At 71.3% G+C, this 20,074-nt stretch carries 19 protein-coding genes; 14 read left to right on the top strand and 5 right to left on the bottom strand.

What is annotated here, in order from left to right; genetic code table 11:
* Positions 1-41: 41 nt before the first annotated feature.
* The gene (locus R2S09_RS36860; RefSeq protein ID WP_316745555.1) at positions 42-1,148 is read right to left on the bottom strand and encodes a DUF5937 family protein; all 1,107 of its coding nucleotides are present in this window, start codon (positions 1,146-1,148) and stop codon (positions 42-44) included.
* Positions 1,149-1,301: 153 nt separating this feature from the next.
* Here R2S09_RS36860 and R2S09_RS40810 point away from each other — a divergent pair, with 153 nt between their 5' ends.
* On the top strand, positions 1,302-1,679 hold the full coding sequence (locus R2S09_RS40810; protein ID WP_399145497.1) for a hypothetical protein: 378 nt from the start codon (positions 1,302-1,304) through the stop codon (positions 1,677-1,679).
* Between the two features lie 15 nt (positions 1,680-1,694).
* Here the strand turns inward: R2S09_RS40810 and R2S09_RS36850 are convergent, their stop codons facing one another.
* Positions 1,695-2,891 (bottom strand): beta-eliminating lyase-related protein, encoded by a 1,197-nt coding sequence (locus R2S09_RS36850; protein ID WP_316745554.1) that lies wholly within the window; start codon positions 2,889-2,891, stop codon positions 1,695-1,697.
* 171 nt (positions 2,892-3,062) lie between these two features.
* Between R2S09_RS36850 and R2S09_RS36845 the strand changes: the two genes are divergently transcribed.
* From R2S09_RS36845 to R2S09_RS36800, 10 genes are all read left to right on the top strand, one after another.
* Positions 3,063-4,073: a Rossmann-like and DUF2520 domain-containing protein gene (locus tag R2S09_RS36845; protein ID WP_306192274.1), complete on the top strand. Its 1,011-nt coding sequence runs from the start codon at positions 3,063-3,065 to the stop codon at positions 4,071-4,073.
* A gap of 187 nt (positions 4,074-4,260) precedes the next feature.
* Entirely contained in the window at positions 4,261-5,307 is a 1,047-nt protein-coding gene (gene panC, locus R2S09_RS36840) for a pantoate--beta-alanine ligase (protein WP_316745553.1), read from the top strand.
* Entirely contained in the window at positions 5,304-7,142 is a 1,839-nt protein-coding gene (locus tag R2S09_RS36835; RefSeq protein WP_316745552.1) for an L-aspartate oxidase, read from the top strand. The genes panC and R2S09_RS36835 overlap by 4 nt, the downstream gene beginning before the upstream one ends.
* Positions 7,143-7,147: 5 nt before the next feature.
* Complete coding sequence (nadC, locus tag R2S09_RS36830) at positions 7,148-8,125, top strand: carboxylating nicotinate-nucleotide diphosphorylase (protein WP_316745551.1); 978 nt, start codon at positions 7,148-7,150, stop codon at positions 8,123-8,125.
* A gap of 8 nt (positions 8,126-8,133) precedes the next feature.
* Positions 8,134-8,931, top strand: a complete 798-nt coding sequence (locus R2S09_RS36825; protein WP_316745550.1) for a type III pantothenate kinase — start codon at positions 8,134-8,136, stop codon at positions 8,929-8,931.
* Between the two features lie 153 nt (positions 8,932-9,084).
* The gene (locus tag R2S09_RS36820; RefSeq protein ID WP_316745549.1) at positions 9,085-9,786 is read left to right on the top strand and encodes a hypothetical protein; all 702 of its coding nucleotides are present in this window, start codon (positions 9,085-9,087) and stop codon (positions 9,784-9,786) included.
* A 55-nt stretch (positions 9,787-9,841) separates the two neighbouring features.
* Positions 9,842-10,027 carry a hypothetical protein gene (locus R2S09_RS36815; RefSeq protein WP_306192268.1) on the top strand — a complete coding sequence of 62 codons (186 nt, stop codon included), beginning with the start codon at positions 9,842-9,844 and terminating at the stop codon, positions 10,025-10,027.
* Between the two features lie 172 nt (positions 10,028-10,199).
* Positions 10,200-10,745, top strand: a complete 546-nt coding sequence (locus tag R2S09_RS36810) for a BlaI/MecI/CopY family transcriptional regulator (protein WP_316745557.1) — start codon at positions 10,200-10,202, stop codon at positions 10,743-10,745.
* A gap of 9 nt (positions 10,746-10,754) precedes the next feature.
* On the top strand, positions 10,755-11,288 hold the full coding sequence (locus R2S09_RS36805) for an amino-acid N-acetyltransferase (protein ID WP_306192267.1): 534 nt from the start codon (positions 10,755-10,757) through the stop codon (positions 11,286-11,288).
* Positions 11,289-11,550: 262 nt separating this feature from the next.
* Positions 11,551-11,889, top strand: coding sequence for an Lsr2 family protein (locus R2S09_RS36800; RefSeq protein ID WP_086730921.1), 339 nt, complete (start codon positions 11,551-11,553; stop codon positions 11,887-11,889).
* Positions 11,890-11,963: 74 nt separating this feature from the next.
* On the opposite strand, the gene R2S09_RS36795 is transcribed toward R2S09_RS36800, so the two are convergent.
* Positions 11,964-12,671: an SCO3374 family protein gene (locus R2S09_RS36795; RefSeq protein WP_316745548.1), complete on the bottom strand. Its 708-nt coding sequence runs from the start codon at positions 12,669-12,671 to the stop codon at positions 11,964-11,966.
* 441 nt (positions 12,672-13,112) lie between these two features.
* Here R2S09_RS36795 and R2S09_RS36790 point away from each other — a divergent pair, with 441 nt between their 5' ends.
* A complete protein-coding gene (locus R2S09_RS36790) occupies positions 13,113-15,638 on the top strand; it encodes an ATP-dependent Clp protease ATP-binding subunit (protein WP_306192264.1) in 2,526 nt (841 codons plus the stop codon).
* Between the two features lie 91 nt (positions 15,639-15,729).
* On the opposite strand, the gene R2S09_RS36785 is transcribed toward R2S09_RS36790, so the two are convergent.
* Positions 15,730-16,392: an HAD family acid phosphatase gene (locus R2S09_RS36785; protein ID WP_316745547.1), complete on the bottom strand. Its 663-nt coding sequence runs from the start codon at positions 16,390-16,392 to the stop codon at positions 15,730-15,732.
* Between the two features lie 450 nt (positions 16,393-16,842).
* Here R2S09_RS36785 and R2S09_RS36780 point away from each other — a divergent pair, with 450 nt between their 5' ends.
* Positions 16,843-17,430: a M23 family metallopeptidase gene (locus R2S09_RS36780; RefSeq protein WP_306192262.1), complete on the top strand. Its 588-nt coding sequence runs from the start codon at positions 16,843-16,845 to the stop codon at positions 17,428-17,430.
* Between the two features lie 159 nt (positions 17,431-17,589).
* On the opposite strand, the gene R2S09_RS36775 is transcribed toward R2S09_RS36780, so the two are convergent.
* Positions 17,590-18,186: a TetR/AcrR family transcriptional regulator gene (locus R2S09_RS36775; protein ID WP_316745546.1), complete on the bottom strand. Its 597-nt coding sequence runs from the start codon at positions 18,184-18,186 to the stop codon at positions 17,590-17,592.
* Between the two features lie 151 nt (positions 18,187-18,337).
* Between R2S09_RS36775 and R2S09_RS36770 the strand changes: the two genes are divergently transcribed.
* Positions 18,338-19,933 carry an MDR family MFS transporter gene (locus tag R2S09_RS36770; RefSeq protein WP_306192259.1) on the top strand — a complete coding sequence of 532 codons (1,596 nt, stop codon included), beginning with the start codon at positions 18,338-18,340 and terminating at the stop codon, positions 19,931-19,933.
* Positions 19,934-20,074 lie beyond the last annotated feature (141 nt).

Genomic DNA, 20,074 nt, shown 5'->3' with positions numbered 1-20,074 from the left:
CGGGGTCCTTCGGCCGGCGGCGGGGTCGCCCGACGGCGGCGCTAGCGGAGTATCCCCTCCAGGAAGTCGCTGCCCAGCCGGGCCACCGTCGCCACGTCCAGCTGGTGGTCGACGTACCGCCCGCGGCGCCGGGTGGTGACCAGGCCCGCCTTCTTCAGGATGCTCAGATGCCGCGATATCTCGGGTGCGGTCATGCCGTGCACCTGGGTCAGCTCGCCGGTGGTGAAGGCGCTGCGGGCCAGGCTGCGGCACAGCCGCATCCGCACTGGGTGGGACAGCGCGGCCATCCGCAGGGTCAGCTGTTCCACCGAGGGCGGGGAGGCGAGCTCCGGGGAGCCGACCGGGTAGTGCAGCACCGGCTGCCAGCCGTGCCGGTGCAGGACCATCAGGTGGGGCCAGCCGAGGCTGGTCGGCACGAGCAGCAGGCCCCCGTCCGCCGTGGCCGTGCGGCCCTCGCCGAGCTTGTCGACCGTGATCCGGCCGGCCGCCTCGTCCAGGGACACGGCGGGGGAGACCGCGGCGAGCGCCTCGGGGAGGCCCTTGCGGCGCAGCAGCTCGGTCTTGTGGCGGGCGTCCGCCGCGAGTTGGTGGCGCAGCCGGGACCAGGTCTCCGCGAAGAAGACCTCGTCGCAGTCCTGGAGGAACTGCCGCAGCCAGGCCCGGATCCGGGGCGGGTCGGTCAGCAGCCGCTCGCTGAAGCGGACCTGTGCGGGGCCGCGCGCGGCGGCCAGTTCCAGGGCGCGGCGGCGCAGTGCGGCGTCGGTGAGCGGGCCGGGGCCCGGAGTGCCGTAGGGCAGGGCGCAGGTGAACTCCAGGGCCGCGTCCACGAACTGCTCGTCGGACAGCTTGTCGAGCAGATCCAGGTCCTCGGCGAGGGTCTGGCCCGGCAGCGCGGACCCCCCGGGGATGCCCGCGAACGGCATGAACAGGTCCGAGAACGTCGTCCGCCACAGGAAGTCGGCCTCGCACATCCGGTCGGCCAGATGCGAGTCGAGCCGGGCGGCCACCCCCGTGGCCCAGCCCTGGAGGCGCGGGTGGTGCCCCGGCTCGGACAGCGCGTGCAGCGCCATGCCGAGCTCGGCCAGAGGGGAGGGCACGACGGTGATCCTCTCCGGCCGCAGCCCCGCGATGTCGATGCGCACGCTCATGCCCCCATGGTGCACGCCGCCACTGACAACGCCGCCCCGATTGACGGCGGCCGTCAATCGACGGGACCTCGGCCGGACACCGGCGCACTCTGGGACGACGTCCGGGGCAGCCGCGGAGCCCGGTCCATCCCGTTCCGACAAGGCGGCACAGCCATGAGCATCACGCAGCAGTACCTCCTCGACACCCACCGCGCCCGGCAGCACGGCGAGCCTGCCCCGCCCGCGCCCGGCCTCGACGACTGGCACGTCGTGCGCGAGCTGCGCGACCACCGGCGGTTCCGGGCGGTCCTGGCGGGCCGGCCGGTCCGCAGGCGTCCGCTCCGGTCCCTGCGCCGGTGGGCTCGCCTGCGCTCCAGGGGTGTCTCGTCGATCAGGCCGGATCGGGGAGCGGTGGCCGGCGGTGGGGGTACCTCCCACGCCGTTCAGGCAGTGGGGGAGCATCACAAGGCGGAGGAGGGAGTCGATGCGGAGCCTCGACGACCGACGACAAGGCGGCGAGGTGCGGTGCCGGCCACCGCGAGCCTGGCCTGATCGACGAGACACCCCCTAGCTCTTGACCTCTCCGTCCAGCCGGGAGACGAACTCCCCGACCGCCGCCTTCACGTCCTCGGCCGTCCACTCCAGCCCCGCGGCCCGTACGTGGACCTCGGTGCGGGCCATGCCCGGACCGGCCTGCTGCCAGCCGTTCTCGAACAGGGCGGTCCCCGTCTCCTCGGTGGTCCGGACGGCCGCCCTTTCGACGACCTCGGGCTCGTACGGCAGCCAGACCTGGAAGTCGTGGGTGTGCGGCACCTCGGGATGGACACGTGCCCAGGGCAGGCCCGCCGTCGCGAACCCCTCGCGCAGCGCCGCGGCCACCACGCGCGCGTGCCGTACGTAGCCGGGCAGCCGGGGCAGCTCGCGCTCCAGGCCGATCAGCGCCGACAGCGCCGTGGGGAACTGCTGGAACACCAAGCCGCCGTACCGGTGCCGCCAGGCCTTCGCCTCGTCCACCAGCGTCTTCGGACCACCGAGGGCCGCGCCGCCGAAGGCGCCCAGGCCCTTGTAGAACGACACGTAGACGCTGTCGGCCAGACCCGCGATCTCCCTCAGGGGACGGCCGAGGTGAACGGTGGACTCCCACAGGCGGGCCCCGTCGAAGTGCACCACCGCGTCGCGCTCCCGCGCGGCCTCGACGACCTCCGAGAGCTCCTCCCAGGAGGGCAGCACGAAACCGGCTTCCCTGAGGGGCAGTTCGAGCATCAGGGTTCCGAAGGGCTCGTCGAGGCCGCGTATCTCGTCGGCGGTCGGCAGCCGGGGCCCGCTCGTCACCCGTACCGGCCGCAGGCCACTGACCTGGCTGAACGCGTTCCGCTCGTGCACTTCGGGGTGGGACAGCGCATGCAGGGCGACGGCCGGGCTGCCCGTGCGGCCCGCCCAGCAGCGCAGGGCGACCTGCTGGGCCATCGTGCCGGTCGGGAAGAACGCGGCGGCCTCGGTGCCGAGCAGCCCGGCGACCTTCTCCTCCAGGGCCTCCACGACGCCGTTGCCGTACAGGTCCGACCGCTGGTCGAGGTCGTACACGTCCTCCGCCGCTTCCAGCAGCGCCAGGCGCTGCCGGAGGGTGCCCAGGAAGCCGTGGCGCGCGAGCGCGCGCGGTGCGCTCCGGCAGGCGGCGATACGCCGCTCCCGCAGGCGCCTGCCCCCCTCCTCCTCGGACGGCTGTTCGGTCTCCTGCTCGTCCTGCGCAGCGGTATCACTCATGCCGAGATCATCCCGCGCTCCGGCCGGGACGGGCACCTGGTTTCCCGTGCGGGCGGCCGTGGGGAGGCCCACAGCCTGTGGACGGCCGAACGCCTCCGGAACCGATAGCGTTAACATGACGAGAAATCGTCCGGTACCCCGAGCGGACTGGAACGGGAAGGCCACCGTCGCGTGAGTACAAGCCAACAGCCAGACCCCAGGGACCGCCCCGCGCGGCTCACCGTCGGTGTCGTCGGCGCCGGCCGGGTGGGCCCCGCGCTCGCCGCGTCCCTCCAGCTCGCCGGGCACCGGCCGGTGGCCGTCTCCGGGGTCTCCGACGCCTCCAGGCGCCGGGCCGAGCTGATGCTCCCCGACGTGCCCCTGGTGACCCCCGCCGAGGTGCTGCGACGGTCCGAGCTGGTGCTCCTGACCGTCCCCGACGACGCCCTGCCCGGACTCGTCGCCGGCCTCGCCGAGACCGGCGCCGTGCGGCCCGGACAGCTGCTCGCGCACACCTCCGGGCGATACGGCGCGAAGGTGCTGGACCCCGCCCTGCGCGCGGGCGCGCTGCCGCTGGCCCTGCACCCGGCGATGACCTTCACCGGCACACCCGTGGACGTGCAGCGGCTGGCCGGCTGCTCCTTCGGCGTCACCGCCCCCGAGGAGCTGCGGCTGGCCGCCGAGGCCCTGGTCATCGAGATGGGCGGCGAGCCCGAGTGGATCGCCGAGGAGATGCGGCCGCTGTACCACGCGGCGCTCGCGCTCGGCGCGAACCACCTGGTGACGCTGGTCGCCCAGTCCATGGAGCTGCTGCGCGAGGTGGGCGTCGAGGCGCCCGACCGGATGCTCGGCCCGCTGCTCGGCGCCGCCCTGGACAATGCCCTGCGCTCCGGCGACGCGGCGCTGACCGGTCCCGTCGCGCGCGGGGACGCGGGCACGGTCGCCGCCCACATCGACGAGCTGCGCCGGCACGCCCCGCAGACCGTCGCGGGCTACCTGGCGATGGCCCGCGCCACCGCCGATCGCGCACTCGCCCACGGGCTGCTGAAGCCGGAGCTGGCCGAGGACCTGCTGGGCGTCCTCGCCGACGGAACACCCGGCACCGCCGCCACCAGCGGCACCACCGGCTCCGAGGACACGTACGGCTCCGAAGGTCCGGACGGTCCCGACCGGCCCGACGACGGCGAAGGGGACGCCCGATGACCCGCGCGGGGCACGCGACGCGCCCGCCGCAGCCGGAACCCGCGGGGACGACCGGCCGGACGGCACCCGCGGGCATGAGGAGCCGGATGGCACCCACCGGCACGGGGCACTCGACGAACCGGGTGGCACCGGTGAACGCAGAGGAGGGCCGCCCGGTGACCCCGGCGCCCGAGAACGGAGACGCCCGATGACCACAGCCCTGCTGCGCACCGCCGACGAGCTGCACGCACGCGCGCGTGACGGCCGGCGTGCCGTCGTGATGACCATGGGCGCCCTGCACGAGGGCCACGCCACCCTGATCCGCGCCGCACGCGAGATCGCCGGCGCCGACGGCGAGGTCGTCGTCACCGTCTTCGTCAACCCGCTGCAGTTCGGCGCGGGCGAGGACCTGGACCGCTACCCGCGAACCCTGGAGGCGGACCTCAAGGTCGCCGAGCAGGCGGGCGCCGGCGTCGTGTTCGCGCCGTCCGTGGAGGAGGTCTACCCGGGCGGCGAGCCCCAGGTCCGCATCTCCGCAGGCCCCATGGGCGAACGCCTGGAGGGCGCCTCGCGGCCCGGCCACTTCGACGGCATGCTCACCGTCGTCGCCAAGCTGCTGCACCTCACCCGCCCCGACGTGGCCCTGTACGGCCAGAAGGACGCCCAGCAGCTCGCCCTGATCCGGCGCATGGTGCGCGATCTCAACTTCGGCGTGGACATCATCGCCGTACCGACCGTGCGCGAGGACGACGGCCTGGCCCTGTCCAGCCGCAACCGCTACCTGTCCCCGCAGGAGCGGCACACCGCCCTCGCCCTGTCCCGGGCCCTGTTCGCGGGCCGCGACCGGCACGCCGCCCAGGAGGCGCTGCGCGCGCGGGCCCGCGAAGTGCCCTCCACGCGCGCGCGTGCCGAGGCCCTGAGCGCGCTGGGGGAGTCCCGCGCGGCGGCCGACGCCGCCGCCGTCGCCAAGGCGTCCCCCGGGGCGGCCGCAGCCGTCCGCGCGGCGGCCCGGCTGGTCCTCGACGAGGCCGCCCGCCTCGACCCGCCGCTGGACCTCGACTACCTGGCCCTGGTCGACCCCTCCGACTTCACCGAGATAGGCGACGACTTCACCGGTGAGGCGGTCCTCGCCGTCGCCGCCCGGGTCGGGTCCACCCGGCTGATCGACAACCTGCCCCTCACCTTCGGGGCCCATGAACCCCGCACATCCCGCACATCCCACGCAACCCACGGAACCCTCGGAGCCGCCTCGTGACCAGCACAGGCATACGACTGCACGCGCCCGCGCCCGGGTGGTCGATCGCCGCGGACGTCGTGGTCGTCGGCTCCGGCGTCGCCGGCCTCACCGCCGCCCTGCGCTGCGAGGCGGCCGGCCTGGACACGGTCGTCGTCACCAAGGCCCGCCTCGACGACGGATCCACCCGCTGGGCCCAGGGCGGCGTCGCCGCGGCCCTCGGCGAGGGCGACACCCCCGAGCAGCACCTGGACGACACCCTGGTGGCCGGCGCCGGCCTGTGCGACGAGGAGGCCGTACGGATCCTCGTCACCGAGGGCCCCGACGCCGTGCGCCGGCTGATCGAGACCGGCGCACACTTCGACGAGTCCTCCGAGGGAGGACTGGCGCTCACCCGCGAGGGCGGGCACCACCGCCGCCGTATCGCGCACGCGGGCGGTGACGCGACCGGCGCGGAGATCTCCCGGGCGCTCGTCGAGGCCGTCAACGAAGTAATGCCGTCAGGAACCCGCGCGCGTGGACTGCGCACGATCGAGAACGCGCTCGTCCTGGACCTGCTCACGGACGCCGACGGTCGTACCGCCGGCGTGAGCCTGCACGTCATGGGCGAGGGCCAGCACGACGGCGTGGGCGCCGTCCACGCGCCCACCGTGGTCCTCGCCACCGGCGGCATGGGCCAGGTCTTCGCCGCGACCACGAATCCGTCCGTGTCCACCGGTGACGGTGTGGCGCTCGCCCTGCGCGCGGGCGCGGAGGTCTCCGACCTGGAGTTCGTCCAGTTCCACCCGACGGTGCTCTTCCTCGGCCCCGAGGCCGAGGGCCAGCAGCCACTCGTCTCCGAGGCGGTGCGCGGCGAGGGCGCCCACCTGGTCGACGCCGACGGCGTGCGTTTCATGGTCGGACAGCACGAGCTGGCCGAGCTCGCGCCCCGGGACATCGTCGCCAAGGGCATCCTGCGCCGCATGCTGGAGCAGGACGCCGAGCACATGTTCCTCGACGCCCGGCACTTCGGCGCCGAGATGTGGGAGCAGCGCTTCCCGACGATCCTGGCCGCCTGCCGGGCCCACGGCATCGACCCGGTCACCGACCCCATCCCGATCGCCCCGGCCGCCCACTACGCCTCCGGAGGCGTGCGCACGGACTCCCACGGCCGGACCACCGTGCCCGGCCTGTACGCGTGCGGAGAGGTGGCCTGCACCGGCGTGCACGGCGCCAACCGGCTCGCCTCCAACTCCCTGCTGGAGGGGCTGGTCTACGCCGAGCGGATCGCCGCCGACATCGCCCGCGAGCGGTCGGAGGGCGGCCTGCACGCGCGGGTGCCGCAGCCCGTCCCGTACTCCGAACAGCCCGCGCACCCCCTGCTCGCCCCCGAGACCCGGTTCGCGATCCAGCGGATCATGAGCGAGGGCGCGGGCGTGCTGCGCTCGGCCGAGTCCCTGGCCAGGGCGGCCGACCAGCTCGAACAACTGTACGCCGAGGCCCGCGGCGCCCTCGACGAGAACGGAAAGACCGCCGAGCCGGGCGTGGACACCTGGGAGGCCACCAACCTCCTGTGCGTGGCCCGCGCCCTGGTCGCCGCCGCACGGCTGCGCGAGGAGACCCGCGGCTGCCACTGGCGCGAGGACCGCCCCGAGCGCGACGACACCAACTGGCGCCGCCACATCGTCGTACGCCTGAACCACGACCGCCCGCCCGTCTCCCCCCACCCTTCCGACGAGGCTCCCCCAGTGCTTGACGCCTGGGGGCACCCCCATCGCGCCGCACCTCCCGGACCCACCGTGAAAACCACGGAATCCGCCCTCTTCCCCCCGACCCGCACCGAGGCCTCCGCGCCCCGCCGTCCCCAGGAGCAGTGACACAAGTGAGCACCGACGACCTTCCCCTCGCCTCGAACGGCGGCTGCGGCGACGGCTGTGCCTGCGGCGCGGACGGCGACGAGGAGTACCTGGAGTGCGGGCTCGACCCCGCGCTCGCCCAGCTGCTGGCCGACGCCGGCCTCGACCCCGTCGAGGTCGAGGACCTCGCGAACGTCGCCATCCAGGAGGACCTCGCGCACGGCGTGGACGTCACGACCGTGGCGACCATCCCCGAGGACGCCGTGGCCACCGGTGACTTCACGGCACGCGAGGCCGGTGTGGTGACCGGTCTGCGGGTCGCCGAGGCGGTCCTCTCGGTCGTCTGCACGGACGAGTTCGAGGTGGAGCGGCACGTCCTGGACGGCGACCGCGTGCAGGCCGGGCAGAAGCTGCTGTCGGTCACCACGCGCACGCGTGACCTGCTGACCGCCGAGCGCAGCGCGCTGAACCTGCTCTGCAGGCTGTCCGGCATCGCGACCGCCACGCGCGCGTGGGCGGACGTCCTGGAGGGCACCAAGGCCAAGGTGCGCGACACCCGCAAGACGACGCCCGGCCTGCGCTCCCTGGAGAAGTTCGCCGTCCGCTGCGGCGGCGGCGTGAACCACCGCATGTCCCTGTCGGACGCGGCGCTGGTCAAGGACAACCACGTGGTCGCGGCCGGCGGCGTCGCGGCGGCCTTCAAGGCCGTACGGGAGGCCTTCCCGGACGTGCCGATCGAGGTCGAGGTCGACACCCTGCACCAGCTGCGGGAGGTCGTCGACGCGGGCGCCGACCTGATCCTGCTGGACAACTTCACGCCCATCGAGTGCGAGGAGGCCGTCGCGATCGTCGACGGACGCGCACAGCTGGAGGCGTCGGGCCGGCTCACCCTGGACAACGCCCGGGCGTACGCCGAGACCGGTGTCGACTTCCTGGCCGTGGGCGCCCTCACCCACTCCTCGCCGATCCTGGACATCGGCCTGGACCTGCGCGAGGCGGAGTAGCACCGGCCATGCTCCTGACCATCGACGTAGGCAACACGCAAACGGTCCTCGGCCTGTTCGACGGCGAGGACATCGTCGAGCACTGGCGCATCTCCACCGACGCCCGCCGCACGGCCGACGAGCTGGCGGTGCTCCTTCAGGGCCTGATGGGCATGCACCCGCTGCTCGGCGAGGAGCTGGGCGACGGCATCGACGGCATCGCGATCTGCGCGACCGTGCCGTCGGTGCTGCACGAGCTGCGCGAGGTGACGCGGCGCTACTACGGCGACGTACCGGCCGTCCTCGTCGAGCCGGGCGTCAAGACCGGCGTGCCGATCCTGACCGACAACCCCAAGGAGGTCGGCGCCGACCGCATCATCAACGCGGTCGCCGCCGTCGAGCTCTACGGCGGCCCGGCGATCGTCGTCGACTTCGGTACGGCGACGACGTTCGACGCGGTGTCCGCGCGCGGGGAGTACATCGGTGGCGTCATCGCCCCCGGTATCGAGATCTCCGTCGACGCCCTCGGCGTCAAGGGCGCGCAGCTGCGCAAGATCGAGGTGGCCCGGCCGCGCAGCGTGATCGGCAAGAACACGGTCGAGGCGATGCAGGCGGGCATCGTCTACGGGTTCGCCGGGCAGGTCGACGGCGTGGTGAGCCGGATGGCCCGCGAGCTGTCCGACGACCCCGACGATGTCACCGTGATCGCCACCGGCGGCCTGGCCCCGATGGTGCTCGGCGAGTCCTCCGTGATCGACGAACACGAGCCCTGGCTGACCCTGATCGGCCTCCGCCTGGTCTACGAGCGCAACATCTCCCGCATGTAGCACCCGCCCCCGCCTCCCACCCGGGGCCCGGCCAGAAGCCTGGCCGGGCCCCGGGTGGGTCGCCCGCGGCCGTCCGGCCGGGCTCGTCCGCCCGCACCGCGCCACGCCCGTGGCTTATGTCAAATTTGTCTGATTAGCGCGTATCGTCGCCGTATGCCCATGCCATACGGAACTCGCGGCGGCATGGCGTTCGGCGCGGAGGAGCTGCGTGTGCTCCGTCGTGCCCTCGCCGTTGCCCTTCATCTGCGTCCCGCCCGCGCCGAGGATCTGCGGGACTGCCTCCGCCTCGCCGAGTCGCTCGACGAGGCGATGCGCGAGGGTGCCCGGCTGCGCGCGTTCCTGCTGGCCGATCTCGCCCGTTACCGCGACGCACTGCCCGGCGCGGCCGCCGGCTACTGCGCGCTCCTGGAGGAGGCGCTGGCCGTCGGGTACCGGCCCGGCCCCGACGATCTCGCCGCGCTGGGCGCCCTGCGCGGCAGCCCGGCCGCTGCCGCCCTCCTGCGCCGCTGCCGGGCGCGGAGCGCCGCCCCGGACCCCGCGCCCACCGTGCCGGCCTCCCGCGCCCCTCTGAGGGCCCTCAGGGTCGTTCCGGAGGGCCTCCCGCGCGGTCTGCCGGGCGCCGGGGGCGCTCAGGGCGGCGAGACCGGCAAGGAACCCTCCCGCAAGCCGGCGCCCGCGCCCAAGCCCGGCGAGCGCCCCGCCCCCGCCCGGCCCGAACCGGCGCCCGCTCCCGGGGCGCCGAAACCCGCCCGCCGCCCCGTTCCCACTCCGGGCGAGGTGTTTCCGCGCCGCAGGCCCACCCCGCCGTCCGGAGACCCGCAGACCCCGCCGCAGCAGCGACTCGCCGCGGTGTAGTGCCTCCGGACCACCCCGGCCCTGTTTGTCCCGGCCCCGTGGCTACCCTGGAGCCATGGACTACGTCTCCGCACTCGTTCCGCCGGTCGTCATGGCCGCGTTCTTCATCGCCCTGGTCAGGGTGATCGTGAAGACCCAGGGCGGGGCCGCAAAGGCCAAGGAGGACGCCGCCGTGGACGCCGCCATGGCGCGCGCGCAGAGCGGCCCGTCGGCCGCGGGCGGCACCTCCACCGAGGCCTGATCCGCCCGTTCCCGGCGCACGACTCGATGGCACGGAGAGCACTGCCACCGAGTTGCGCGCCCTTTTTGTCTTGATTCGCACGACGAAGTGCACGTCTGGCACGCAATGACCGGCATCTCCCACTATTGTCGGAGTTGTGCCTCGCCCCTTGGGAGAACTCGAAGACGCGGTCATGACGCGGGTATGGAAGTGGAACCGCCCGGCGACCGTTCGAGAAGTCCTGGAAGACCTTCAGAAGGAACGGTCCATCGCGTACACCACGGTGATGACCGTTTTGGACAACCTCCACCAGAAGGGCTGGGTACGCCGCGAAGCGGAGGGCCGGGCCTACCGATACGAGGCGGTCTCCACCCGGGCCGCCTACGCCGCCGCACTGATGAACGACGCATGGTCCCAGAGTGACAACCCCGCCGCCGCTCTCGTCGCCTTCTTCGGCATGATGAGCGACGAACAGCGGCGCGCTCTGCGCGATGCCCTGCGGGTCGTCGAAGGCACCTCGGAAGGCACGGCGGAAGAGCCTCGCGCGCAGGCCCCCGGAGAACCTGCCGAAGAGCCCGGCGAAGAAGCGTCCGCAGAGGCGGCCGAAGTCGTCGGCGAAGTCCCGGATACCGCCGAAGCCGCCCCGCCCCCCGAAACCTCCCCACCCGCCGAATCCGCCGATGCCACCGAAACCGGCGACCAGAACCCCGGCTCGGCCCAGGGCGGCCGCGGGCGATAGCGTCCGCCCATGTCCGCAGCGCGACCCGAAGTCTCCGCAAAAGCCATCACCGTCCGGCGGGCCCGGACCAGCGATGTCCCGGCCGTGCGCCGGCTGCTGGACGCCTACGTCCGCGGCGGCATCCTGCTCGACAAAGCGACGGTGACGCTTTACGAGGACATCCAGGAGTTCTGGGTGGCCGAACGGGACGACAACGCCGAGGTCGTCGGCTGCGGCGCCCTGCACGTGATGTGGGAAGACCTGGCGGAAGTGCGCACTCTCGCGGTGAAGCCGGGCCTCAAGGGCGCCGGCGTCGGCCATCAGTTGCTGGAGAAGTTGCTGCAGACCGCACGCCGGCTCGGCGTTCGCCGCGTATTCTGCCTGACCTTCGAAGTCGACTTCTTCGCGAAGCACGGCTTCGTGGAGATCGGTGAGACGCCCGTCGACACCGACGTCTACGCCGAGCTGCTGCGTTCCTATGACGAGGGCGTCGCGGAGTTCCTCGGTCTCGAACGAGTGAAACCGAACACCCTGGGCAACAGCCGGATGCTTCTGCATCTGTGATCGCCGTGGACGTCCGCAGGAAGCCGGAGGAAGCCGGAGGGAACCCGGAGGAACCCCGAGCGAACCCCTCGGGGAACCCCTATGTCCGAAACGCACATGTTTCCGGTCGGGGCCGAGGGTCCGGTCTCTCCCAGGGGTTTGTGTTTTTCCCGCAAAAGCGGTTTGCTTTCCGACGTACTGCAGTACTGCATATATCAAGGGGCGGCGAAACGGGGGACGCCGACCAACCCCGACCCTCACGTTATCGATGAAAGGAAATCCGGTGGCACAGAAGGTTCAGGTCCTTCTTGTCGACGACCTCGACGGCGGCGAGGCGGACGAGACCGTGACGTTCGCGTTGGACGGCAAGACATACGAGATCGATCTCACCACCGCCAATGCGGACAAGCTCCGCGGCCTTCTCGAGCCGTACGTCAAGAGCGGCCGTCGTACCGGGGGCCGCGCTTCCGGCGGACGTGGAAAGGCGCGCGCCGCCGCTGCCGGCGGCAGCCAGGACACGGCGCAGATCCGCGCCTGGGCGAAGGAGAACGGCTACGAGGTCAACGACCGCGGCCGTGTCCCCGCGTCCATCCGTGAGGCCTACGAGAAGGCCAACGCCTGACGGGCTGGGCGGCCTACGAAGCCGGCCTCCAGGTCCGGAGCAAGGCCGTCACCCCAGGTCCACAGGCCGACCCCCTAGGAGAAGGCCGGCGGCCGTGCGTGAGCGCGCCGCAGCCGGAGCCGGTGGCAGTGTGTCGCCACCGTCTCCACGACCCGCACGAGATCGGGGTCGCCCCCATCGCCCCCCATGGCCGACAGCGTCGGCAGCGAGGCCCCTGTCTCGCATCCCGGCCCGGGGGGCCGCAACCACACGGCGGCCCCCTGCGAACCGGAGCGGCCCCGGGCGAGCGGCCGCGCTCCGGGCAGCGGCGCCCCGGGCAGCCGTGCTCCTGCCTGCCCCGCGAAGGGCGGCTGCGGCGCCTCCGTCAGCGTGCCCGCGCCCAGCACCACCAGATCCAGTTCCACCGCTGACCACTCCAGCCACTCCAGCAGCCCAGGCAGCTCCTCCGCGCTGCCCGCGGCCACCAGCAGTCGCATCCGGTCCCCGTGCACGGCCACCGGCGACGCGGGCCCCAGATGGCGCAGCGCCGCACGTCCGGCCTCGACCGGGACGTCCAGGACGTCGAAGTGGCGCCCCACGACCAGGCGCAGCGGTGTTCCGGGCACCGTGGCCCACCCCAGTTCGTTCTCGTACCAGTCCCGCACCCTGCCGCCGCCCGCACCGAGCGGCCGACGGGGCGAGGGAAGCGGGACAGGCGGGGAAAAAGGAACAGAGGGGACCGAGACGGACGGGACCGGAGCAGACGGGACCGGAACAGGAAGCGTGGGGAGGCTGCCGACCATGCCAGGTGCAACTGCCGGAAGACGGACATGGTTACGCTGAGTGTCTTCATGAATGCGTACAGTTTCGAACGAGGAGGCGCGTGGAGGTGGGAAGGGGCGCAAGGCTGTTCGCCCATAGCTGAGGGAACCGGTGCGCGCCGCATGGAGTGTCAGTCCCAGCGGGTAAGACATGCCTAGTGGGAGGGGGCGACACGCAGGCCACAGCCGGGCAAAGGAGTCTCACGTTCGCCATCGGCGTACTGGCGACTGGGGTAACTGCCTGGCCTGCGGGAACATCGTCTCGCACCATCGGGTTGGAGCAGATGTCGGCGTTCGGGGTCAGGAGGCCATCGAGGGTGTCGGCAGTTGGAATGAGCGGTCCCCGCTTGCGGGACTAAGCTGCGGAAGGACAGGGAGGGGAAGTTCCCCCCACTGCCTGACCGCTCTGAGGAGCGATTAACGATGTTCGAGAGGTTCACCGACCGCGCGCGGCGGGTTGTCGTCCTGGCTCAGGAAGAAGCCCGGATGCTCAACCACAACTACATCGGCACCGAGCACATCCTCCTGGGCCTGATCCACGAGGGTGAGGGTGTCGCCGCCAAGGCCCTTGAGAGCCTCGGGATTTCGCTCGAGGCGGTCCGCCAGCAGGTGGAGGAGATCATCGGCCAGGGCCAGCAGGCGCCGTCCGGCCACATTCCCTTCACCCCCCGTGCCAAGAAGGTCCTGGAGCTCTCGCTCCGCGAGGCGCTTCAGCTGGGCCACAACTACATCGGCACGGAGCACATCCTGCTCGGCCTGATCCGTGAGGGCGAGGGCGTCGCCGCCCAGGTCCTGGTCAAGCTGGGCGCAGATCTGAACCGGGTGCGGCAGCAGGTGATCCAGCTGCTCTCCGGCTACCAGGGCAAGGAGACCGCCACCGCCGGCGGGCCTGCAGAGGGCACCCCCTCGACGTCCCTGGTCCTCGACCAGTTCGGCCGGAACCTCACCCAGGCCGCTCGTGAGTCCAAGCTCGACCCGGTCATCGGGCGCGAGAAGGAGATCGAGCGGGTCATGCAGGTGCTGTCCCGCCGTACCAAGAACAACCCGGTGCTGATCGGTGAGCCCGGCGTCGGCAAGACCGCCGTCGTCGAGGGCCTCGCCCAGGCCATCGTCAAGGGCGAGGTGCCCGAGACCCTCAAGGACAAGCACCTCTACACCCTGGACCTCGGTGCCCTGGTCGCCGGCTCCCGCTACCGCGGTGACTTCGAGGAGCGCCTGAAGAAGGTGCTCAAGGAGATCCGCACCCGCGGCGACATCATCCTGTTCATCGACGAGCTGCACACGCTCGTCGGTGCGGGTGCCGCCGAGGGCGCCATCGACGCGGCCTCCATCCTGAAGCCGATGCTGGCCCGCGGTGAGCTGCAGACCATCGGTGCGACGACCCTGGACGAGTACCGCAAGCACCTGGAGAAGGACGCGGCCCTCGAGCGCCGCTTCCAGCCCATCCAGGTCGCCGAGCCGTCCCTGCCGCACACGATCGAGATCCTCAAGGGTCTGCGCGACCGGTACGAGGCGCACCACCGTGTCTCCATCACCGACGAGGCGCTGGTCCAGGCCGCCACCCTGGCCGACCGGTACATCTCGGACCGCTTCCTGCCGGACAAGGCGATCGACCTGATCGACGAGGCCGGCTCCCGGATGCGTATCCGCCGGATGACCGCCCCGCCGGACCTGCGCGAGTTCGACGAGAAGATCGCCGCCGTCCGCCGGGACAAGGAGTCCGCGATCGACTCGCAGGACTTCGAGAAGGCCGCCTCCCTGCGCGACAAGGAGAAGCAGCTCCTGGCCGCCAAGGCCAAGCGGGAGAAGGAGTGGAAGGCCGGCGACATGGACGTCGTCGCCGAGGTCGACGGCGAGCTGATCGCCGAGGTCCTGGCCACGGCCACGGGCATCCCGGTCTTCAAGCTCACCGAGGAGGAGTCCAGCCGGCTGCTCCGTATGGAGGACGAGCTCCACAAGCGGGTCATCGGCCAGGTGGACGCCGTCAAGGCGCTGTCCAAGGCGATCCGCCGTACGCGTGCGGGTCTGAAGGACCCGAAGCGTCCGGGTGGCTCGTTCATCTTCGCCGGCCCGTCCGGTGTCGGTAAGACCGAGCTGTCCAAGGCGCTCGCGGAGTTCCTCTTCGGTGACGAGGACGCGCTGATCTCCCTCGACATGTCGGAGTTCAGCGAGAAGCACACGGTCTCCCGTCTCTTCGGTTCGCCCCCCGGCTACGTGGGCTACGAGGAGGGCGGTCAGCTGACCGAGAAGGTGCGCCGCAAGCCGTTCTCCGTCGTCCTGTTCGACGAGGTGGAGAAGGCCCACCCGGACATCTTCAACTCGCTGCTGCAGATCCTGGAGGACGGTCGCCTGACCGACTCCCAGGGCCGGGTCGTGGACTTCAAGAACACGGTCATCATCATGACGACCAACCTCGGCACCCGGGACATCTCCAAGGGCTTCAACCTGGGCTTCGCGGCCTCGGGTGACACGAAGACCAACTACGAGCGCATGAAGAACAAGGTCCAGGACGAGCTCAAGCAGCACTTCCGGCCCGAGTTCCTCAACCGCGTCGACGACGTGGTGGTCTTCCCGCAGCTGACGCAGGCGGACATCCTGCGGATCGTCGACCTGATGATCAGCAAGGTGGACGAGCGTCTGAAGGACCGGGACATGGGCATCGAGCTCTCCCAGTCCGCCAAGGAGCTGCTGTCCAAGAAGGGCTACGACCCCGTTCTGGGCGCCCGGCCGCTGCGCCGGACGATCCAGCGCGAGATCGAGGACTCGCTGTCGGAGAAGATCCTCTTCGGCGAGCTGCGCCCCGGTCACATCGTGGTCGTCGACACGGAGGGCGAGGGCGACAGCCAGACCTTCACCTTCCGCGGCGAGGAGAAGTCGGCCCTGCCGGACGTCCCGCCGATCGAGCAGGCGGCCGGCGGAGCCGGCCCGAACCTGAGCAAGGACGCGTAAGCGCCGCGCTCGGCCTGAACCGAAAGGGGGCTGCCCCGGGACCGAGGTCCCGGGGCAGCCCCCTTTCGCCGTGCCCCCTCAGGGCGTGCGCTCAGGAGAGCTGACCGTCGTAGTCCGGCAGCTTGAAGGTCCTCTCCGCGTGGCCGCCGGTCAGGTCGGTGGGGCTGTTGCCGATGTTGGTGATGATCGTGTAGCCCCGGGACTCGATGGCGGCGCGCTGGGCGGTCTTGTAGTCGGCGACGTCCTCGAACAGGTCGAGCAGGCCGCGGCCGTAGAGGCCGTCGACGTCGTAGCCGTCGTGTTCGAGGTTGTACTCGGTGGGGGCCTTGATGATGCCCGGGCGGGCGGTGACGAAGAAGAGCGCGACGCCGTGCTCCTGGGCGTACCGGGCCACCGCCAGCACCGGCTTGTTGGCCGGCTGGGGCCAGCTGAAGCCGAAGTCGGTCTCCAGGGCCGTGTTGTCCACGTCGAGCACGATGGCCTGCTTCTCGCCCGGCGCGCCGTTCGCCACGCGCTGCTGCAGATACGGCAGGGCCTGGTCCATCACGGCCTGGCAGTCCCGCTGCCAGGTGGCGTAGTCGACCTTCGCGGCTGTGGCCGTGGCCGTGGCCGTGGCCGTGTCCGTGACGGTGGCAGCGGCGGCGGCCGGGCGCTGAGGCGCGGCCTGCGCGCTCACGGGGGCGGCCAGCGCCGTGGCGGCGGCCGTGGCTACGGCGGTCATGCCGATGCGGCGCGTCCAGGTGCCTGTGGTCATGAGGGTCCTCTCGCGTCCGTAACACAGCTCTTTGTTGTGAGCATGCTCATGCCGCAAGGTGGCGGGAGGGGAACGGCTTGATTACTGGACGGTAACCTCGCTGAGACGGGGACCACATGAGGCCGGTCACAAGGAAGAGGGTCCCGGGGGTGCCCGCCGGTGACATGGGGCACAGGCGCTTTGTCCGGTACTAGGGGACTTAGTGGGGGACAGGAACTAATAAATCGGACATTCGCCCTCAAATAATGCCCCTGTGTGGGGTCTTAACAGGGGTTTTGTCCCAAATAGGAGTCCTGTCAAGAGATGTAAGTCACTGGTGGCTATTACTACATTGCGTCGTAGTAGGGGGGTTTGAGGGCGGGTGGCCGGGCGGGTTACCAAGGTGGTGCCCGCCCGGCGAAGGCATGAGCCTCCGGGTGGTTCTCATGTCCCCCACACCCTGAGGTTTCGATGTTCCTGCGCGCCACGTCCCGTTCCGCCCGTGCGACCAAGCTCCGTACCCGCGCCGCCGTCCTGGCCGCCGGCCTGGGAGTCTCGGCCGTCGTGGGTGCGGGAGTAGCGTCCGCCGCCGAGACCGCGGCGGCTCCCACCGCCACCACCACCGTCGCCAAGTCGGCCGCCGCCTGGGTCGACCCGGTGAAGCACTACACCCTCACCGCCAGCTTCGACCAGGGCGGCAGTCACTGGATGCACAAGCACAGCGGCCAGGACTTCGCCGTGCCGGTCGGCACCGAGGTCGTCGCCGCCCACGGCGGCACCGTCGTCAAGGCCGGCCCCAACGGCGGCGGCGACGGCCCCGCCTACGGCAACGCCATCGTCATCAAGCACGGCAACGGCACGTACTCCCAGTACGCCCACCTCTCGCGCATCGACGTGAAGGTCGGCCAGGTCGTCGCCACCGGTCAGCACATAGCCCTGTCCGGCAACACCGGCAACACCACCGGCCCGCACCTGCACTTCGAGATCCGTACGACCCCGAACTACGGTTCCGCGGTCAACCCGGTCGCCTTCCTGCGCGCCCACGGCGTGAAGGTCTGAGCGAAGGCCTGCACAAGGGCCTGACCCGAGGCCCGAGGCACGGAGCGAAGGTCCCGGCCGGACCGGCCGATCGGCCGACGCCCACCCGCACGCACCGCCGCCCCGCTGAAACCAGCGGGGCGGCGGTGCGCTGTCCTGTGCGTATGCCGTCGCGGGCCGTCAGTGCCCGCGCGTCCCCCGGTCGGCCTGCGTCACCAGGTCGATGGCGACCTCCAGGACGGCCTTGCGCCGCTCCTCCGGATCGCTCTCCATGTCCTGCATGACGAACATGCCCGCGTGCAGCGTGAACAGGGCGCTGATGCAGCGGACCTGGTCGGTCAGGCTCGACTCCGGGTCGATGATGATGTCCCGAAGACCGGTCATCCGGTTCTTGAAGGAGTCGCCGATGCGCAGTTCCCGGACCGTCGCCTGGTTCTCCTGCATGAACCGGAACAGCGGTGCCGCGCCGTCGAGCGCGTCGCTGTAGCGGCGGATGATCTCCCGCTTGGTCTCCAGGGTGTGCGGCTGCTGCCGGCCCCACTCGATCAGGTCCTGGATCGGCTGCGTCAGATCCTCGAAGAGGCTGACGATGATCTCTTCCTTGGTCTTGAAGTGGTAGTAGAGGGCAGCCTTCGTGACGTCCAGGCGCTCGGCGATCTCGCGCAGCGAGGTCTTCTCGTAACCCTGCTCGGCGAAGAGTTCGAGCGCCACGTCCTGGATGCGCTGGCGGGTGTTTCCGCGGCGCTGTTGCTTCATGCCGTCCATCGTGCCGCCCATCCTTCGTACTCCTCGCGCTCCCTGACACTACCTGCCGGCCGGTCGGTGGAAACTTACTTGACGCCCGGCTAGTAAACCTCTACCTTCCAGAGTGTAGTAACTTGCCGGGCGGCAAGTAAGTAACAGAAGGGCAGCTGGGGGAACAGGAACCATGGCGGACGCACCGATATCCGAGACGGAGACCGGCCCAGCCGGCAAACAGCCCAAGAGTGTGCGGGTCGTCCTGCTCGCGCTCATGATCGCGATGATGCTCGCGATGCTCGACAACATGATCGTGGGCACCGCGATGCCGACGATCGTGGGCGAGCTCGGGGGACTCCAGCACCTGTCCTGGGTGGTGACCGCCTACACCCTGGCGACCGCCGCGGCCACGCCGCTGTGGGGCAAGCTCGGCGACATGTACGGGCGCAAGGGCGCCTTCATGACGTCGATCGTGATCTTCCTGGTCGGCTCCGCGCTGAGCGGCATGGCGCAGAACATGGGCGAGCTGATCGGCTTCCGTGCCATTCAGGGCCTCGGCGCGGGCGGTCTGATGGTCGGCGTGATGGCCATCATCGGTGACCTGATCCCGCCCCGGGAGCGCGGCAAGTACCAGGGCATGATCGCCGGCGTCATGGCGCTCGCGATGATCGGCGGCCCGCTGGTCGGCGGCTCCATCACCGACAACTGGGGCTGGCGCTGGGCCTTCTACATCAACCTGCCGCTCGGCGCGGTGGCGCTCGTCGCGATCAGTGCCGTGCTGCACCTGCCGAAGAAGCGTGCGAAGGCACAGGTCGACTACCTGGGCGCCGCGCTGCTGACCCTGGGCATCAGCTCCATCGTGCTCGTCACCACCTGGGGCGGCACGGAGTACGCCTGGACCTCCGCCCGGATCATGGAGCTCATCGCGATCGGCGTGGCCGCGCTGGTCGGGTTCGTCTTCCGGCAGACCAGGGCCGCCGAGCCGATCGTGCCGCTGCACATCTTCCGCAGCCTCAACTTCAGCCTGATGTCGCTGATCGGCTTCATCACCGGCTTCGTGATGTTCGGCGCGGTGCTGTTCCTGCCGCTGTACCAGCAGTCGGTGCAGGGCGCCTCCGCGACCAACTCCGGTCTGCTGCTCCTGCCGATGCTGGGCGCGATGCTGGTCGTGTCGATGATCGCGGGCCGGGTCACCACCAACAGCGGCCGGTACAAGGTGTTCCCGATCGTCGGCGGCGTGCTGATGGTCGTCGGCCTGTACCTGCTGTCCCTGATGGACACCGAGACCACCCGCCTCACCTCCGGCCTGTACATGGCCGTCCTCGGCGCGGGCATGGGCTGCCTGATGCAGATCACCATGCTGGTCGCGCAGAACAGCGTGCAGATGAAGGACATGGGCGTGGCCTCCTCGTCCACCACCCTGTTCCGTACGCTCGGCTCGTCCTTCGGTGTGGCGATCATGGGCGCGCTGTTCAACCACCGGGTCCAGGACGTCATGGCCGAGCGGGCCGGCGCGCTGGGCTCGAAGATGACGGAGCAGTCCGCGCAGCTGGACGCCAAGCACCTGGAGATGCTGCCCGCCGCGGCGCGGGAGGCCTACCAGCACGCGGTGTCCGCCGGTACGCACTCGGCGTTCCTGCTGGGTGCCGTGGTCGGCATCGTCGCCCTGGTGGCCGCGGTGTTCGTCAAGGAGGTGCCGCTGAAGGGTGCGGGACCGGCCAAGGCCAAGCCCGAGGACGGCGCGAGCGACGCGGCCGCCCCCGCGGGCGTCGCGGAAGCCGTCTGAGCCTCCGCGGACATCCCCCATCACGAAGGCCTCCGGCACCAGCCGGGGGCCTTCGCCGTACGGTCCACGGGCTCGGGGCCTTCCCCGTCACGGCTCACGGCCTGTTCCCGGAGGCCCTTCCCGTCACGGCCTGCGGGCCGT

This window comes from Streptomyces sp. MK7, from assembly GCF_032658145.1.
Classification (GTDB): domain Bacteria; phylum Actinomycetota; class Actinomycetes; order Streptomycetales; family Streptomycetaceae; genus Streptomyces; species Streptomyces spiralis.
This window is presented reverse-complemented; position numbering and strand designations above follow the sequence as displayed.

Coding starts and splice junctions, on each gene's coding strand:
- R2S09_RS36785 (WP_316745547.1), bottom strand. CDS start 16,392: ATGACCACAGGCACCTGGACGCGCCGCATCGGCATGACCGCCGTAGCC.
- R2S09_RS36775 (WP_316745546.1), bottom strand. CDS start 18,186: ATGGGCGGCACGATGGACGGCATGAAGCAACAGCGCCGCGGAAACACC.
- R2S09_RS36860 (WP_316745555.1), bottom strand. CDS start 1,148: ATGAGCGTGCGCATCGACATCGCGGGGCTGCGGCCGGAGAGGATCACC.
- R2S09_RS36795 (WP_316745548.1), bottom strand. CDS start 12,671: ATGGTCGGCAGCCTCCCCACGCTTCCTGTTCCGGTCCCGTCTGCTCCG.
- R2S09_RS36850 (WP_316745554.1), bottom strand. CDS start 2,891: ATGAGTGATACCGCTGCGCAGGACGAGCAGGAGACCGAACAGCCGTCC.
- R2S09_RS36790 (WP_306192264.1), top strand. CDS start 13,113: ATGTTCGAGAGGTTCACCGACCGCGCGCGGCGGGTTGTCGTCCTGGCT.
- R2S09_RS36810 (WP_316745557.1), top strand. CDS start 10,200: ATGACGCGGGTATGGAAGTGGAACCGCCCGGCGACCGTTCGAGAAGTC.
- R2S09_RS36805 (WP_306192267.1), top strand. CDS start 10,755: ATGTCCGCAGCGCGACCCGAAGTCTCCGCAAAAGCCATCACCGTCCGG.
- R2S09_RS36815 (WP_306192268.1), top strand. CDS start 9,842: ATGGACTACGTCTCCGCACTCGTTCCGCCGGTCGTCATGGCCGCGTTC.
- R2S09_RS40810 (WP_399145497.1), top strand. CDS start 1,302: ATGAGCATCACGCAGCAGTACCTCCTCGACACCCACCGCGCCCGGCAG.
- R2S09_RS36825 (WP_316745550.1), top strand. CDS start 8,134: ATGCTCCTGACCATCGACGTAGGCAACACGCAAACGGTCCTCGGCCTG.
- panC (WP_316745553.1), top strand. CDS start 4,261: ATGACCACAGCCCTGCTGCGCACCGCCGACGAGCTGCACGCACGCGCG.
- R2S09_RS36780 (WP_306192262.1), top strand. CDS start 16,843: ATGTTCCTGCGCGCCACGTCCCGTTCCGCCCGTGCGACCAAGCTCCGT.
- R2S09_RS36770 (WP_306192259.1), top strand. CDS start 18,338: ATGGCGGACGCACCGATATCCGAGACGGAGACCGGCCCAGCCGGCAAA.
- R2S09_RS36820 (WP_316745549.1), top strand. CDS start 9,085: ATGCCCATGCCATACGGAACTCGCGGCGGCATGGCGTTCGGCGCGGAG.